The 14,728-nt window shown below is 68.0% G+C and carries 15 protein-coding genes and 1 pseudogene; 11 read left to right on the top strand and 5 right to left on the bottom strand.

Going from position 1 to position 14,728, the window contains the following annotated elements; all coding sequences use genetic code 11:
• The 6 genes from JOZ00_RS21835 to JOZ00_RS21860 all read left to right on the top strand — a co-directional run.
• Positions 1–903 (top strand): prolyl oligopeptidase family serine peptidase (locus JOZ00_RS21835; RefSeq protein WP_293347891.1); only part of this gene is annotated, 903 nt, incomplete at its 5' end.
• On the top strand, positions 879–1,904 hold the full coding sequence (locus tag JOZ00_RS21840; RefSeq protein ID WP_293347894.1) for a YncE family protein: 1,026 nt from the start codon (positions 879–881) through the stop codon (positions 1,902–1,904). The genes JOZ00_RS21835 and JOZ00_RS21840, both read left to right, overlap by 25 nt.
• Positions 1,905–1,914: 10 nt before the next feature.
• Positions 1,915–2,241 carry a hypothetical protein gene (locus JOZ00_RS21845; RefSeq protein WP_293347897.1) on the top strand — a complete coding sequence of 109 codons (327 nt, stop codon included), beginning with the start codon at positions 1,915–1,917 and terminating at the stop codon, positions 2,239–2,241.
• A 4-nt stretch (positions 2,242–2,245) separates the two neighbouring features.
• Positions 2,246–3,151, top strand: a complete 906-nt coding sequence (locus tag JOZ00_RS21850; RefSeq protein WP_293347900.1) for a crotonase/enoyl-CoA hydratase family protein — start codon at positions 2,246–2,248, stop codon at positions 3,149–3,151.
• Positions 3,152–3,230: 79 nt separating this feature from the next.
• Positions 3,231–3,683, top strand: coding sequence for a DUF5078 domain-containing protein (locus JOZ00_RS21855; protein WP_293347903.1), 453 nt, complete (start codon positions 3,231–3,233; stop codon positions 3,681–3,683).
• Positions 3,684–3,770: 87 nt separating this feature from the next.
• A complete protein-coding gene (locus tag JOZ00_RS21860; protein ID WP_293347906.1) occupies positions 3,771–5,480 on the top strand; it encodes a cytochrome c biogenesis protein CcdA in 1,710 nt (569 codons plus the stop codon).
• Between the two features lie 9 nt (positions 5,481–5,489).
• On the opposite strand, the gene JOZ00_RS21865 is transcribed toward JOZ00_RS21860, so the two are convergent.
• Together JOZ00_RS21865 and JOZ00_RS21870 are read right to left on the bottom strand one after the other, a co-directional pair.
• Complete coding sequence (locus JOZ00_RS21865) at positions 5,490–6,335, bottom strand: hypothetical protein (RefSeq protein WP_293347909.1); 846 nt, start codon at positions 6,333–6,335, stop codon at positions 5,490–5,492.
• A 10-nt stretch (positions 6,336–6,345) separates the two neighbouring features.
• A complete protein-coding gene (locus tag JOZ00_RS21870) occupies positions 6,346–6,858 on the bottom strand; it encodes a mycothiol transferase (RefSeq protein WP_293347912.1) in 513 nt (170 codons plus the stop codon).
• A gap of 87 nt (positions 6,859–6,945) precedes the next feature.
• Between JOZ00_RS21870 and JOZ00_RS21875 the strand changes: the two genes are divergently transcribed.
• The 3 genes and pseudogenes from JOZ00_RS21875 to JOZ00_RS21885 all read left to right on the top strand — a co-directional run bounded on the left by JOZ00_RS21875 (position 6,946) and on the right by JOZ00_RS21885 (position 9,986).
• Positions 6,946–8,676 (top strand): amidohydrolase family protein, encoded by a 1,731-nt coding sequence (locus JOZ00_RS21875; RefSeq protein ID WP_293347915.1) that lies wholly within the window; start codon positions 6,946–6,948, stop codon positions 8,674–8,676.
• Positions 8,677–8,714: 38 nt separating this feature from the next.
• Positions 8,715–9,308 (top strand): annotated as a pseudogene (locus tag JOZ00_RS21880) (PPE family protein); the annotation flags it as partial.
• A 261-nt stretch (positions 9,309–9,569) separates the two neighbouring features.
• Positions 9,570–9,986 carry a pyridoxamine 5'-phosphate oxidase family protein gene (locus JOZ00_RS21885; RefSeq protein WP_293347918.1) on the top strand — a complete coding sequence of 139 codons (417 nt, stop codon included), beginning with the start codon at positions 9,570–9,572 and terminating at the stop codon, positions 9,984–9,986.
• 159 nt (positions 9,987–10,145) lie between these two features.
• On the opposite strand, the gene groL is transcribed toward JOZ00_RS21885, so the two are convergent.
• From groL to JOZ00_RS21900, 3 genes are all read right to left on the bottom strand, one after another.
• Positions 10,146–11,774 carry a chaperonin GroEL gene (gene groL / locus JOZ00_RS21890; RefSeq protein WP_293347921.1) on the bottom strand — a complete coding sequence of 543 codons (1,629 nt, stop codon included), beginning with the start codon at positions 11,772–11,774 and terminating at the stop codon, positions 10,146–10,148.
• A gap of 201 nt (positions 11,775–11,975) precedes the next feature.
• Complete coding sequence (locus tag JOZ00_RS21895) at positions 11,976–12,677, bottom strand: M24 family metallopeptidase (protein WP_293347924.1); 702 nt, start codon at positions 12,675–12,677, stop codon at positions 11,976–11,978.
• A gap of 19 nt (positions 12,678–12,696) precedes the next feature.
• Entirely contained in the window at positions 12,697–13,263 is a 567-nt protein-coding gene (locus JOZ00_RS21900) for a TetR/AcrR family transcriptional regulator (protein ID WP_293347927.1), read from the bottom strand.
• 103 nt (positions 13,264–13,366) lie between these two features.
• On the opposite strand from JOZ00_RS21900, the gene JOZ00_RS21905 reads away from it, so the two are divergent.
• Positions 13,367–14,281, top strand: a complete 915-nt coding sequence (locus JOZ00_RS21905; RefSeq protein ID WP_293347930.1) for an SDR family NAD(P)-dependent oxidoreductase — start codon at positions 13,367–13,369, stop codon at positions 14,279–14,281.
• A gap of 28 nt (positions 14,282–14,309) precedes the next feature.
• A partial coding sequence (locus JOZ00_RS21910; RefSeq protein WP_293347933.1) for a cupin domain-containing protein occupies positions 14,310–14,728 on the top strand: 419 nt, incomplete at its 3' end.

The following is a 14,728-nucleotide window of genomic DNA, read 5'->3' on the forward strand; positions in this document are numbered from 1 at the left end:
GGCGATGAATTCTTCTTGGACTCAAGCTCGTTCGTCGCGCCGTCGCGACTGATGCGCGGCACCGGCGACGGTCCCCTCGACGAGATCAAGTCCGCGCCGGCGTTCTTCGATGCCGAAAATCTTTCCGTTGCACAGTATTTCGCTACCTCCGAGGACGGCACGGCCATCCCGTACTTCGTCGTTCGTCCCTCCGATGCGGCGGGCCCCGGGCCGACCATGCTGTATGGCTATGGCGGGTTCGAAACGGCCAACACCCCGGGCTACAGCGGTGTGCTGGGCCGGTTGTGGCTGGCTCGCGGTGGAACCTATGTGCTGGCCAACATTCGCGGCGGCGGTGAGTACGGACCCGGCTGGCACACCCAGGCGATGCGCGAGGGCAGGCACAAGGTAGGTGAGGACTTCGCCGCGGTGGCAAGCGATTTGGTGAGCCGCGGCATCACCAGGGTCGAGCAGCTTGGCGCGCAGGGCGGTAGCAACGGGGGCCTGCTGATGGGCATCATGCTGACCAAGTACCCCGAGAGGTTCGGCGCGCTGGTGTGCAGCGTGCCACTGCTGGACATGAAGCGCTACCACCTGCTGCTGGCGGGTGCGTCGTGGATGGCCGAATACGGCGACCCGGACAATGAAGACGACTGGGAATTCATCTCCGAATACTCGCCGTATCAGAATATTTCGGCGACGAGGCGGTACCCGCCGGTGCTGATGACCACGTCCACCCGCGACGACCGGGTGCATCCTGGGCATGCCCGCAAGATGACGGCGGCACTCGAGGCCGCGAACCATCGGGTCTTTTACTACGAGAACATCGAGGGCGGCCACGCCGGCGCCGCCGACAACGAACAGGTCGCGTTCAAGTCCGCGCTGACCTACTCGTTCCTGTGGCGGATGCTGGCGTCGGGATGAACCTGCGCGGGGCCGCGGCGGTGCTGGGCGCCGCGGTTGTGGTGGCATGCGGTCACCAGGGCGCCCACTCGACGCCGGCCGCCGTGTTGCCGCCGGCGGCCGAGCCGCGCAACGCACCCGCGCCGAGCGGCACGCCTGCGGGCGAGATCGTCTCCGTCGCAGCGCATCTCGAAGGTGTCGCCGTCGACCCCGTGACCCGCACCATCGCCGTCGCCACCAGCGACCCCAATCAACTGGTGCTGCTGGGCGCCGACTCACTGACTGAAACCCGGCGGATCGACCTGCCTGGTTCGGCGCGCCACCTGGAACTCGCCGGGCCGGGCGGACCGGTCATGGTGCCGGTCGAGACCGCAAATGCCTTGGTGCAAGTGCGGTTACCGGACGGCACCGCGTCGCCACCGATCGTCACGGGCACCTTCCCGCACGATGCCGCCGCGGCCTCCAACGGCACCGTCTTCGTCGGAAACGAACACGGCGGCACGGTGAGCGCATTGCGCGATGGCAAGGTCGTGAAGATCTTCACCGACAGCGTGCAGCCGGCCGGCCTCGCCGCATTCGGCACCACCGTCGGCATGCTCGATGCACGCAGGAACACGTTGACGGTGTACGACGCGGAGAAGCTGTCCGTCGTCGGCTCTACTCAGGCCGGCGCGGGCCCCACCCATCTGGTCACCGATCGGCACGGCCGGATGATCGCCACCGACACGCGTGGCGACGCCATCCGGGTGTTCGAGCCGCTGCCGGCACCGCGGCAAGTGGCGAGCGTCGCACAGCCGGGCGGTCCCTACGGCATCGCCTACGACGCTGTGCGCGACGAACTCTGGGTCGCCTCCTCGGGCACCAACGAGGTCGTCTGCTACGACATGTCGCAGTCGACGCCCCGCGAGATTCGGCGGATCGCAACGGTGCAGGACCCGTACACGATCGGCGTGGACTCGCAGTCGGGACGGTTGTTCGTCGGCGGGTTCACCGCTGGAGTCATCCAGGTCGTCGGGCCATAGGATCGTCGACGTGTCAACGACCGACCGCATCGAACTCACCTTGTTGGCGACCGGGTTGATCTTCGTCCTGGTCGGGGCCGCGCAGGCGCGGTACCGCTTCATCTCCGACCGCCGCGCCGGCCGACGGTTCTACTGGGCGACCTCGATCATTGGCATCGTCAGCTTCGCGGCCGGGGTGGGCAAGGTCTGGCCGAACGCCGTCATCGTGGCAGTGATCTTCTCCGGCATCGTCGTGCTGTCCGCCTACCTCACGACGCCCTACCTCAAGATCGGCGAGCGCATCTATGCGTCGTCGCCGGAAAACCGCGAGCCCGATCCTCCGGGCAAGGAGGGCTAGGGTCATGCCCGACTTCGAGACGCTGCTGTACAAGACGACCGGTCCGGTTGCCACCATCACGCTGAACCGCCCGGAGCAGCTCAACACCATCGTGCCGCCGATGCCCGACGAGATCGAGGCGGCCATCGGCCTGGCCGAGCGCGACCAGGCGATCAAGGTGATCGTGCTGCGCGGGGCCGGCCGGGCCTTCTCCGGCGGCTACGACTTCGGCGGCGGCTTCCAGCGGTGGGGCGAAGCCATGATGACCGACGGCAAATGGGATCCGGGTAAGGACTTCGCGATGGTCAGCGCCCGCGAGACCGGGCCGACGCAGAAGTTCATGGCCATCTGGCGGGCGTCCAAGCCGGTGATCGCGCAGGTGCACGGCTGGTGCGTGGGCGGGGCCAGCGACTACGCGCTGTGCGCCGACATCATCGTGGCCAGCGAGGACGCCGTGATCGGCACGCCGTACAGCCGAATGTGGGGCGCGTATCTGACGGGCATGTGGCTCTACCGGCTGAGCCTGGCCAAGGCCAAGTGGCATTCGCTGACCGGCCGGCCGTTGACCGGTGTGCAGGCCGCCGAGATCGAGCTGATCAACGAGGCGGTGCCGTTCGAGCGCCTCGAGGCCCGCGTCGCCGAGATCGCCGCCGAGCTGACACAGATCCCGCTGTCGCAGCTGCGGGCCCAGAAGCTCATCGTCAACCAGGCCTACGAGAACATGGGCCTGGCGTCGACCCAGACGCTGGGCGGGATTCTCGACGGGCTGATGCGCAACACCCCCGACGCCCTCGACTTCATCGACACCGCCCAGACGCAGGGGGTACGGGCGGCCGTCGAGCGCCGCGACGGACCGTTCGGCGACTACAGTCAGGCCCCGCCGGAGCTGCGTCCGGACCCCACGCACGTCATCGTCCCTGATAGCGACTGATACTGAGACGAACTAGGGATCTGCTGGCGATCCGCTGGGAACAGTCCGCGCCCAGCCGAAAAGTGATACCGTAACGGTTATGTCTCGGCTTCGTTCTGGCTTGCGTGTAGGCGCCGCCGTTATTGCCCTGGGGATGGCCGCTGCGACCTTCCCGAAGACCGCTGTTGCGGACTCCACGGAGGATTTCCCGATCCCCCGCCGAATGATCAACACGACCTGTGACGCCGAGCAGATTATGGCGGCCACCCGCGACACCAGCCCGGTGTATTACCAGCGGTACATGATCGACTACAACAACCACCCGAACGTCCAGCAGGCGACGATCGACAAGGCGCACTGGTTCTACTCGCTGTCGCCACAGGACCGCCGGAACTACTCCGAGAACTTCTACGCGCCCGTCTCCGACCCGCTGTGGGTGGCCTGGCCCAACCACATGAAGATCTTCTTCAACAACAAGGGCGTCGTCGCGAAGTCCACCGACGTGTGCAGTCAGTACCCGCCCGGCGACATGTCGGTTTGGAACTGGGCCTAGTCCCCAGCGTTCGTTTTATTTGACGCCTTTTGGCGGGTGCCGCTGTGACCCGCTCCTTCAGGCCACGCCGGTCCGCCGAGTAGCCGCATGCCCACAATCGCGCTGATCGGATTTCTCGGCGGCTTGATCACCGGGATCTCGCCGTGCATCCTGCCGGTGCTGCCGGTGATTTTCTTGTCCGGTCTGGACAGCGACCGGGTCAGCAGTTCCGGCGGCCGCCCGTACCTGGTGATCGCGGGCCTGGTCTGCAGCTTCAGCGTCGTGACCCTGGCCGGCTCGGCCCTGCTGTCGGCGCTGCACCTGCCGCAGGACGCCATCCGCTGGGCCGCCCTGGTGGTGCTGACCGTCATCGGGCTGGGGTTGATCTTTCCGGCCCTGCAGCACTTGCTCGAACGACCCTTCGCCCGCATCCCGCAGCGTCAAATCGGAAGCGGGCGAAGCGGTTTCGGCCTCGGTCTGGCGTTGGGGGCACTTTACGTGCCGTGCGCGGGACCCGTGCTCGCCGCGATCGTGGTCGCCGGCGGCACGGCACACTTCGGGTGGCCGATCCTCATCCTGACCGCGACGTTCGCGATCGGTACCGCCCTGCCGCTGCTGGTTTTCGCGCTCGCCGGGCGCGGCGTCGCCGAGCGCGTGGGCGCATTTCGCCGCCGCCAGCGCACAATTCAGGTCATCGGCGGGATCACGATGATCGTCCTCGCCGTGGCCCTGGTGTTCAATCTGCCCGCGATGCTGCAGCGCGCCGTCCCCGACTACACGGCGTCGATGCAAAAAGCGATCGGCGCCAACGACATCCGGCAGCAGCTTGCGCCGGGCAGTCCGAGCACCCCGAGCAGCCCCGGTGGCGCCGGTTCGAAGGGGCAACTGAGCGATTGCACCGAGGGCGCCGACCAGCTCGAGGAGTGCGGGGCCGCGCCCGCCCTCGTCGGCCTCACGGATTGGCTCAACACCCCGGGCGGTGCGCCGATCGACCTGGCGTCGTTGCGCGGCAAGGTCGTGCTGATCGACTTCTGGGCGTACTCCTGCATCAACTGCCAGCGCGCCATCCCGCACGTAATCGACTGGTACAACCGGTATCACGACCACGGCTTCGTCGCCATCGGCGTGCACACCCCGGAGTACGCGTTCGAGCGGGTGCCCGCCAACGTGGCCAGCGGCGCCGCCGCGCTGCACATCCCCTATCCGATCGCACTGGACAACTCCGACGCGACCTGGAACAACTACCAAAACCTGTACTGGCCGGCCGAATACCTGATCGATGCGAACGGGACGATCCGGCACACGAAGTTCGGTGAAGGCGATTACGACGGCACCGAGAAGCTGATCCGTGAACTACTGGCCGACGCCCATGCCGGCGGCCAACTGCCCGGGCCGACGAATTCCGCCGACACCACGCCGAATACCAGGCTCACACCCGAGACCTACCTGAGCGCGGACAGAATCGCAAACTACGGCGGGAGCGGCGACTACAAGTCGGGCACAACCACATTCAGCTATCCCCCGCAGCTTGCCAACGATAAGTTCGCTTTGACCGGCAGGTGGAAGCTCGACGATCAGGGCGCCACCGCGGACAGCGACGACGCCGCCATCCGGCTGAACTACACCGGCAAGAACGTCTACGCCGTCGTCGACGGGACCGGCACGCTCACCGTGACCCGGGACGGAAAAACCACCACGACGCCCATCGGCGGGGCGCCCACGCTGCATCAGATCGTGGCCGATACCGACGCCCAACGCGACCAGCTCGACATGCGGGTCAGCCCTGGGCTGCAAGTCTTTTCGTTCACCTTCGGCTAGGCCGCCGGTTCAGGACTTCTTGGCGATACCGCCCAGCATCGCGACGACGAAGCCGAAGCCCACCAGGACGACGCCGGCGATCAGCGTGAAGTCGAGCCATTGGTGCAGACCGGCTTCGGCATGACCGACCATCGCCTCGGCGATGCGGCGCACATCGCCGGTGGCGTGATTCAACACGTCGTTGATGCGGCGGCCGCCGACCTCGATGCCCGCCCAGCCGGCCGCACCGACGAGCAGCGCGCAGACACCGAGACTGGTCAGCGCCTTGCCGCGGCGGCGCGCCGCGGCAAGCGTCAGCAGTGCGCAGAAGCCGCCGAGGGCCGCCGCCCCGATACTGAGCACCGGGCCCCAGGTGGACAGCGGGCTCAGCTGACCCTGATGCAACGAGTGCGGCACCGACGAGGTCAGCGGAACGGTAAGCGTCGCAGGCACTTTGACGTTGTGATCGACCAGTATTCGCTGTATCGAGGCGTCCTTGAGCATCGGCGCCACGTCGATGACCCACGATCCGCCGGACCCGTCGGCGGCGAACAACCAGCGGTGCGCGGCGCGGTTCGCCTCGGCGAACAGCGCCGGGAACGACGGTCCGGCCGTGAACGCGGCGGCAGCGGAATGCACCTCCGCGCTGTCGACCGGCTGGCGCCCGCCGCTGTGGGCCGCGATCAACGCCATCGCGCGGTTGGTGAGCTCGTCGGCCGCGGCGGCTTGCAGTCCCGGGTCGACGGCGGCCCGCTGCGCGAGCGCGACGTAGCCACCCTCATCGACGACGTTGCACTGCACCCACAACGCGGGGACCGCCACCGCCAACGCGACCGTGGTGGCCAGCCACAAGACCACCGTCAACGCGGACCGCACGTGAAATAACCTACTGAATGCCCCGCAGGTAAGCGGCCTGCCCGAGATGCTGAGCGCAGTCGTCGATGATGCTCACCAGCCGCGCACTGGCCGTAACCGGCGGGTCCCAGTTCTTGTCGACGACGCGGCACAGCTCGTCGGCCGTCACGCCGGCGACGTATTCCAGGCTGAGCTCGTGCACGGCGTGGTAGTAGCCCGACAACAGGTCCGCCGGGGCATGCACCTTCGCCACCTCGTCGGGGCCGTGCCCGTAGCCGGTGTCGTTGCGCGGCAGGTCGAGGTTGAAGCGGTCCACCCAGCCGTCGCGGGTCCACACCTGTTCGACGCCCGCCACATGGGCCAACTGAATGTCCTGCACTCGTGCGCTGTGCCATACGAGCCAGGCGATGCTGTTGGCGTTGGCGGTCGGCCGGTAGTTGGACACCTCGTCGGTCAATCCCTCGGTCACCTCGTCGACGTGCTCGATCAACCGAGTGAAGAAGTCGCGGAGCAGCTCTTGGGCGGCATCGTCGGTGCTGGCCATACTGGCGACACTACGGGAGGCTTGTGACGGCCGACCACCATGCGATTCGCCCTGGCAAGACCCCGGGCACGGTCGTAGATTATTTAGATGACCTACGACCTCATCATCCGAAACGGCACCATCGTCGACGGCCTGGGCGGTGAGCCGTACGTCGGAGATGTCGCGGTCAAAGACGGCGTCATCGCTGCGGTCGGCGCCGTGAACGGACAGACCGCCGACCGGGAGATCGACGCCAACGGGCTGCTGGTCACGCCCGGCTTCGTCGACCTGCACACGCACTACGACGGGCAGTCCATCTGGTCGGAGCGGCTGACCCCGTCGTCCGCGCACGGCGTGACCACCGTGGTGATGGGCAACTGCGGGGTCGGGTTCGCGCCCTGCCGCCAGGAAGACCACGACGTGCTCGTCGACGTGATGGCTGGGGTCGAAGACATTCCCGGCGTCGTCATGACCGAGGGTCTGCCCTGGACGTGGGAGACCTTCCCCGAATACATGGATGCGCTGGACGCGGGCAAGCGTGACATCGACGTGGCCGCATACCTGCCGCATTCGCCGCTGCGGGTCTACGTGATGGGCCAGCGCGGCGCCAACCGCGAGCCGGCCACCGCCGAGGATCTCGCCAAGATGCGGGCCCTGGCCACCGAGGCGATCGGGGCCGGAGCGCTGGGCTTCGCGTCGTCGCGGCTGACGATCCACAAGACCGAGAGCGGCTCGCCGATCCCGAGCTACGACGCGGCCCGGGAGGAGATCGAAGAGATCGCCCGCGGCGTCGTCGACGGTGGCGGCGGCCTGCTGCAGTTCGTGCCCGACATCCCGGCCGGGGGTTACCAGCCCGTGCTGCAGACCGTGTTCGACGTCGCCGAGGACGTCGGCCTGCCCGTCACCTTCACCCTGGTCGTCGCCAACGCCGGGGACCCGACGTGGCCGGACGCCATCACGATGATCGAGAAGGCCAATGCCGCCGGCGGTGACATCAGCGCGCAGCTCCTGCCGCGTCCCATCGGGCTGATCATCGGGCTGCAGCTGACCGCCAACCCCTTCGTGCTGTACCCCAGCTACCGCAAGATCGCGCACCTCCCATTGGCCGAGCGGGTAGCCGAGATGCGCAAGCCCGAGGTCCGCGCCCGCATCCTCGCCGACAAGCCCGGCCATGGTCACCCGATCCTGTACGTGGCCCAGATGTGGGACTGGATCTTCCCGCTGGGCGACAACCCCAACTACGAGCCCGACCCCGCGGACAGCATCGGCTCCCGGGCCCGGGCCAAAGGCGTGGACCCGATGGAGGAGGCCTACGACCGGCTGCTCGACGACGATGGCCGCGCCATGCTGCTGGTCGCCACGAGCAACCTGGAGAACAACTCGCTGGACACGGTCGGCGAGCTGCTGCACCGCGACGACGTGGTGCTCGGCCTCGGTGACGGCGGCGCCCACTACGGCATGATCTGCGACGCCAGCTACTCGACGTACTTCCTGGCGCACTGGGCGCGCGACCGGAAATCCGGGCGCTTCACGGTGCCGGAGGCCGTCCGCGAACTCACGTCCGTGCCGGCCCGCATCGCCGGGCTGGGCGACCGCGGTCGGCTCGCCGTCGGGTACAAAGCCGACCTCAACGTCATCGACCACGCCGCGCTGCGGCTGCACAAGCCGATCATCAACCACGACCTGCCCGCCGGCGGCCGTCGCCTCGACCAAACCGCCGAAGGATACGTCGCGACCGTCGTATCCGGGCAAATAATCGCCGAAAACGGTGTGCCCACCGCCGCCCGGCCCGGAAAGTTGGTCCGCGGCCGTCAGCTGAGCCCCACAGCCTCGCGATAACGCCACGAAGCCCGGTCCATGCCGGTTAAGTTGTGTCGGTGACGAACCCGCATTTTGCGTGGTTGCCGCCAGAAGTCAACTCGGCACTCATCTTTTCCGGTCCTGGCCCCGGGCCGCTGCTTGCTGCCGCGGAGGCCTGGGATGGGCTGGCCGGAGAGTTGGCTTCGTCGGCATCGTCATTTTCTTCGGTGACGTCAGATCTCGCCCGAAGTACGTGGCAGGGCGCGTCCTCGGCGGCCATGATGACCGTCGCCAGCCAGTACACGAGCTGGCTCAGCGCGGCCGCGGCCCAGGCGGAACAGGTGTCCCATCAGGCGTCGGCCATCGCCGCGGCCTTTGAGACGGCGCTTTCGGCCACGGTCCAGCCCGCGGTGGTTTCGGCCAACCGCAGATTGGTGCAGGCGTTGGCGGCCACCAACTGGCTGGGTCAGAACACGCCCGCGATCGCCGACATCGAGGCCGCATACGAGCAGATGTGGGCAGCGGACGTGGCGGCGATGTCCGGGTACCACGCCGACGCGTCGGCGGCCGTGGCGAGGATGGAGCCCTGGCAGCAGGTCCTGACCGAACTCGGCTTCCATTTCAGCAGCAGCGGCGAGCTGACTTTCGGTGCGCCGGGCATCACCGGAGCCACGCGACCCTTGATGCTCGGCCCCGGGACGGCCGGCTTCTTCCATGGCGGTCCCGTGGCGACCCCGGCCACCGGCGGCTCGAGCATCACCAGCACGGCCTCCGGCCTGCTGAATTCGCCGACCGCCGCCACCGGTGGCCTCGGTTCGGGCCCGGTCCTGACGCACCCGGGGCTGGCCAACGCTCCGCTGACCGGTCCGACCGACCCGAGCATCCTCGCCGGCCCCGCGCCCAGCTAGGCCCGGCGCCTATTCTGGAAAATCATGCGCACGAAGAAAAAGGTGGACCTCGAGCGGCTCGCTGCCGCTCTGCCGGACTACCCGTACGCGTACCTGATCACCGTCGACGACGGGTTCCGCGTGCACACCGTGACGGTCGAGCCGCGGCTGCGTGACCTGCCCGACGGCGGCGCCGTCGTCGACGTCGGCCTCATCGGCGGACGCACCCGCGAAAACCTCGCACAGCGCAGCGACGTCACCCTGCTGTGGCCGCCGCGCGAACCGGGCGGCTACTCGCTGATCGTCGATGGCGACGCGACACTCGAGGCCTCCGACGCCGAGGCCGCGCGGTTGGACGTCGTGCCCACCCGCGCCCTGCTGCACCGTGACGCCGACCCCGACTCCCCCGGCGCGGCCAAGGGCTGCCTGCACGACTGCGTGGTGTTCTCGCTGCCCGCTTAGGGCGGAAGAGCGCACCGGCTCGACCGGCCGCCGAGCGTGCGGCCAGCTTCACGCTCGGCGCCGAATGTGCGGCTGGCTTCACGCTCGGCCAAAACGGCCGGCCTCAGCACACGAAAAAGCCCGGCCCCACAAGGGAGCCGGGCTTTCTCGTGCTCAGACTTAGAAGTCCATGCCGCCCATGCCACCGGTCGGGTCGCCCGCGGGAGCGGCCGCCTTCTCCGGCTTGTCGGCGACGACGGCCTCGGTCGTCAGGAACAGGCCCGCGATGGACGCCGCGTTCTGCAGCGCCGAACGGGTCACCTTGACCGGGTCGGCAACGCCGGCCTTGAGCAGGTCCTCGTACTCCCCGGTGGCGGCGTTCAGGCCGGTACCGGAGGGCGAGTTGCGGACCTTCTCGGCGACAACGCCGGGCTCCAGCCCGGAGTTGAAGGCGATCTGCTTCAGCGGGGCTTCCAGCGCAACCCTGACGATGTTGACGCCGGTCGCCTCGTCACCGGACAGCTTCTTCAGCTCGTCCAGCGACGGCGACGCGTGCAGCAGGGCCACGCCACCACCGGCGACGATGCCCTCCTCGACGGCCGCCTTGGCGTTGCGGACCGCGTCCTCGATGCGGTGCTTGCGCTCCTTGAGCTCCACCTCGGTGGCAGCCCCGGCCTTGATCACCGCAACACCGCCGGCCAGCTTGGCCAGGCGCTCCTGCAGCTTCTCGCGGTCGTAGTCGGAGTCGCTGTTCTCGATCTCGGAACGGATCTGCGCCACCCGCCCGGCGATGGCGTCGGAGTCACCGGCGCCCTCGACGATGGTGGTCTCGTCCTTGGTGACGACGACCTTGCGGGCCTTACCCAGCAGCGCGACGTCGGCGCTCTCCAGGGACAGGCCGACCTCTTCGCTGATCACCTGACCACCGGTGAGGATCGCCATGTCCTGCAGCATCGCCTTGCGGCGGTCACCGAAGCCGGGGGCCTTGACGGCCACCGACTTGAAGGTGCCGCGGATCTTGTTGACGACCAGGGTGCTCAAAGCCTCGCCCTCGACGTCCTCGGCGATGATCAGCAGCGGCTTGCCGGCCTGAATGACCTTCTCCAGCAACGGAAGCAGGTCCTTGACGGTCGACACCTTGGAGCTGACCAGCAGGATGTAGGGGTCCTCCAGGACGGCTTCCTGACGCTCGGCGTCAGTGACGAAGTAGCCCGAGATGTAACCCTTGTCGAACCGCATGCCCTCGGTGAGCTCGAGCTGCAGGCCGAAGGTGTTGGACTCCTCGACGGTGATGACGCCCTCGTTGCCGACCTTGTCCATCGCCTCGGCGATCAGGTCACCGATCGACTGGTCGCCCGCGGAAATCGCAGCGGTGGCGGCGATCTGCTCCTTGGTCTCGACCTCCTTGGCGTCCTTCAGCAGCTTCTCGGTGACCTTCTCGACGGCCTTCTCGATGCCGCGCTTGAGGCCCAGCGGATTCGCACCGGCCGCGACGTTACGCAGGCCCTCGCGGACCAACGCCTGAGCCAGCACCGTTGCCGTCGTCGTGCCGTCACCGGCAACGTCGTCGGTCTTCTTGGCAACTTCCTTGACCAGCTCGGCGCCGATCTTCTCGTACGGGTCCTCCAGCTCGATCTCCTTGGCGATGGAAACACCATCGTTGGTGATCGTGGGGGCACCCCACTTCTTCTCTAGGACGACGTTGCGGCCCTTGGGACCCAACGTCACCTTTACCGCGTCGGCGAGGGCGTTGAGCCCCCGCTCGAGGCCGCGACGGGCCTCTTCGTCGTACGCAATTGTCTTGGCCATTGCGAAGTGATTCCTCCGGATTGGGGATGACACCAGGTGGCCATGTGTCGGCCACCCCGTTACTTACGCTGGCCGGGTGCAGTGCCCGCGACGGACGACCAAAGCTGGCCTCACCGTCCCGACCTAGCACTCACCGATCGCGAGTGCCAACGTCATTCTTAGCACTCGCCTATGACGAGTGCAAGAAGAGCCCAGCCCGGTTCAGGGCAGGTCGAGCAGCTGCTCGTAGAACCCCCCGAAGCCGCGGGCGCGATCGACCAAATGGATCTCCAGGATCCAGTGGCAAACCCGGCCGGTCCGATCCCGTCGCCGCATCGGCTTATCCGATCCGGGCATGATGCACCACTGGACGCCGGTACCGGCGATCTTCTTGTGCGGAAACTCCCCCAGGAGATGTCCGGCGATGGGGCTGCCCCACTCGAAGCCCTCGGTGCGGGCCACGTCGACCACATACTCGAACAGCTCGGCGCCGGTGATGTCGGGACGTTGCGCGAAGTAATCGCGGCCGGCCTGCCACACCCGCGGCAGCGCGTCGCAGACGGCCAACTTGAAAGGATCGTCGCCGAGCACGAACGTGCGGCCGAAGTCGGCCTCCCACTCCTCGAAGATCGGCCCCAGGTCGAGGTAGGCGATGTCGTCGGCGGCGATCACCCGGTCCGGTGGGCGTTCCTTGAAGGGCTGCAGGGTGTTCTCGCCGGCCCGCACGATGCGCCGATGCCAGTGCCGCGTCACGCCGAACATGTCGGCGGCCAGGTCGCGGATCTCGTCGGAAAGCTGCTGCTCTCCCACGCCCGGGCGGATCATCGCGCGCCGCTCGATCTCACCGAACAGCTGCGCCGCCTTGTCCTGCGCGTCGACGAGCCGCCGTACCCGCACCTCTTCTTCCGCGATCGGCCCCGCCACGCTCGCGATGCTATAGCCGCTATGGCTTGGCGCGCAGACCGTCGACGACCACCTCGGTCACCCGCCCGGCCAGCTCAGAGTTGTATGCCTCCATGGCCTGGCAGCCGACCAGGATCGACTTGACCTCGCGGACGCCGATGTCGGGACGCGCGCTGCCCGCCCGCTGTGCGGCGCGAAGCAGCTCGTCGAGCACGGCCAGGAACGCGTCCTCGGCGTCGGGCGCAGCGCTGGCGATGTCGATGCCGAGTCCGGCCAGCGCGTCGACCAGGCCGCGGTTCGTCGCGCCCCACTGCAACACGATCGAGCGCAGGAAGGTGAAGAGCGCGTCTGCGGGACCCTCGGACTTCAGCAGGCCGTAGCCGTCCTGGACGAGGCGCTGCAGCTGGTCTTCGATCACCGCCTGAAAAAGTGCATCCTTCGTCGGGAAGTGGCGGTAGACGGTCCCGGCCCCGACGCCGGCGCGGCGCGCGATCTCGTCGATCGGCACCGACAAGCCTTCGGCCGCAAAGGTTTCGTAGGCGACATCCAGTACCCGGGCGCGGTTGCGGGCCGCGTCGGCGCGCAACGGCTTCACGGGCTGCGCCATCTGTTCACCACCCATCGGTTGACAAAACGGGGCGCGCGTTCCGTATAGTTGGCAATCAACCGGAGCGCACGCCCCGTTTACTCTACAAGCTTAGGAGCCTCGCATGGCCAAATGGACCACTTCGGACATTCCCGACCAGTCGGGTCGGGTGGCCGTCATCACCGGGGCCAACACCGGCCTGGGCTACGAGACGGCCCTGGCGCTCGCCGAGCACGGCGCCCACGTCGTGCTGGCGGTGCGCAATCTCGACAAGGGCAAGGACGCGGCGGCCCGGATCGCCGCCGCGGCGCCGCAGGCCGACGTGGCACTGCAGGAGCTCGACCTGACGTCGCTGGAATCCATTCACACCGCGGCGGGCCAACTGCGCGGCGCACACGACCGCATCGACCTGCTGATCAACAACGCGGGCGTGATGTGGACCCCGAAGGCAACCACCAAGGACGGCTTCGAGCTGCAGTTCGGCACGAACCACCTCGGCCACTTCGCCCTGACCGGCCTGCTGCTGGATCGCATGCTGCCGGTCGCCGGCTCGCGGGTGGTCACGGTCAGCAGCATCGGCCACCGCATCCGCGCCGGCATCCACTTCGACGACCTGCAGTGGGAACGCGGCTACAACCGGGTCGCGGCCTACGGACAGGCCAAGCTCGCCAATCTGTTGTTCACCTACGAGCTGCAGCGCCGGCTCGCCCCGATCGGCACGACGATCGCCGCGGCGGCCCACCCGGGCGGTTCGCAGACCGAGCTGTCGCGCAACCTGCCGCCACTGCTGCACCGGGTGTTCAGTGTGGTCGAACCGCTCGTCGCCCAGGACGCGGCCACCGGTGCGCTGCCGCAGCTGCGCGCCGCGACCGACCCCGGTGTGCTCGGCGGCCAGTACTACGGGCCCGACGGCTTCGGCGAGACGCGGGGCTACCCGAAGGTCGTCGCGTCGAGCGCCAAGTCCCACGACGTCGACGTGCAGCGCCGGCTGTGGGCGGTCTCCGAGGAACTCACCGGCGTCGTCTATCACTTCGACTGAAGGGCGCGGCGGGGGCGACACTAAAGGCATGTCCCTCGTCGTGCCGCCCTACCCGCCGCCCCGCTACACCGCCGACGAGCCGCAGGTCAGCGCGTGGCTCAAGCGGGCTGACCAGCCGCCGGACTATGAGACGCCCGGGGTCAAGTACCACTACCTGGCCAATCAACAGGCCACCGACGGCGACTACGGGTTGTACCGGGTCGACATCGGCCCGGCCGGCGGCGGTCCCGGACCGCACTTCCACCGCGCGATGTCGGAAGCCTTCTTCGTCCTATCCGGGACGATGAAGCTCTACGACGGCAGCGAGTGGGTCGACGGTCACCCACGCGACTTCCTATATGTCCCGCCGGGCGGCGTCCACGGTTTCCGCAACGAGGCCGACGAGCCGGCGTCGATCCTGATGCTCTTCGCTCCCGGCGCGCCGCGCGAGGCCTACTTCGAGGGGTT

This window comes from Mycobacterium sp. (assembly GCF_019243155.1).
Taxonomy (GTDB): Bacteria; Actinomycetota; Actinomycetes; order Mycobacteriales; family Mycobacteriaceae; genus Mycobacterium.

What these genes read in the sequence shown, in the direction of transcription:
- JOZ00_RS21905 (WP_293347930.1), top strand. Translation starts at nt 13,367, where the DNA reads ATGGCCAAATGGACCACTTCGGACATTCCCGACCAGTCGGGTCGGGTG.
- JOZ00_RS21875 (WP_293347915.1), top strand. Translation starts at nt 6,946, where the DNA reads ATGACCTACGACCTCATCATCCGAAACGGCACCATCGTCGACGGCCTG.
- JOZ00_RS21860 (WP_293347906.1), top strand. Translation starts at nt 3,771, where the DNA reads ATGCCCACAATCGCGCTGATCGGATTTCTCGGCGGCTTGATCACCGGG.
- JOZ00_RS21870 (WP_293347912.1), bottom strand. Translation starts at nt 6,858, where the DNA reads ATGGCCAGCACCGACGATGCCGCCCAAGAGCTGCTCCGCGACTTCTTC.
- JOZ00_RS21885 (WP_293347918.1), top strand. Translation starts at nt 9,570, where the DNA reads ATGCGCACGAAGAAAAAGGTGGACCTCGAGCGGCTCGCTGCCGCTCTG.
- JOZ00_RS21850 (WP_293347900.1), top strand. Translation starts at nt 2,246, where the DNA reads ATGCCCGACTTCGAGACGCTGCTGTACAAGACGACCGGTCCGGTTGCC.
- JOZ00_RS21900 (WP_293347927.1), bottom strand. Translation starts at nt 13,263, where the DNA reads ATGGCGCAGCCCGTGAAGCCGTTGCGCGCCGACGCGGCCCGCAACCGC.
- JOZ00_RS21855 (WP_293347903.1), top strand. Translation starts at nt 3,231, where the DNA reads ATGTCTCGGCTTCGTTCTGGCTTGCGTGTAGGCGCCGCCGTTATTGCC.
- groL (WP_293347921.1), bottom strand. Translation starts at nt 11,774, where the DNA reads ATGGCCAAGACAATTGCGTACGACGAAGAGGCCCGTCGCGGCCTCGAG.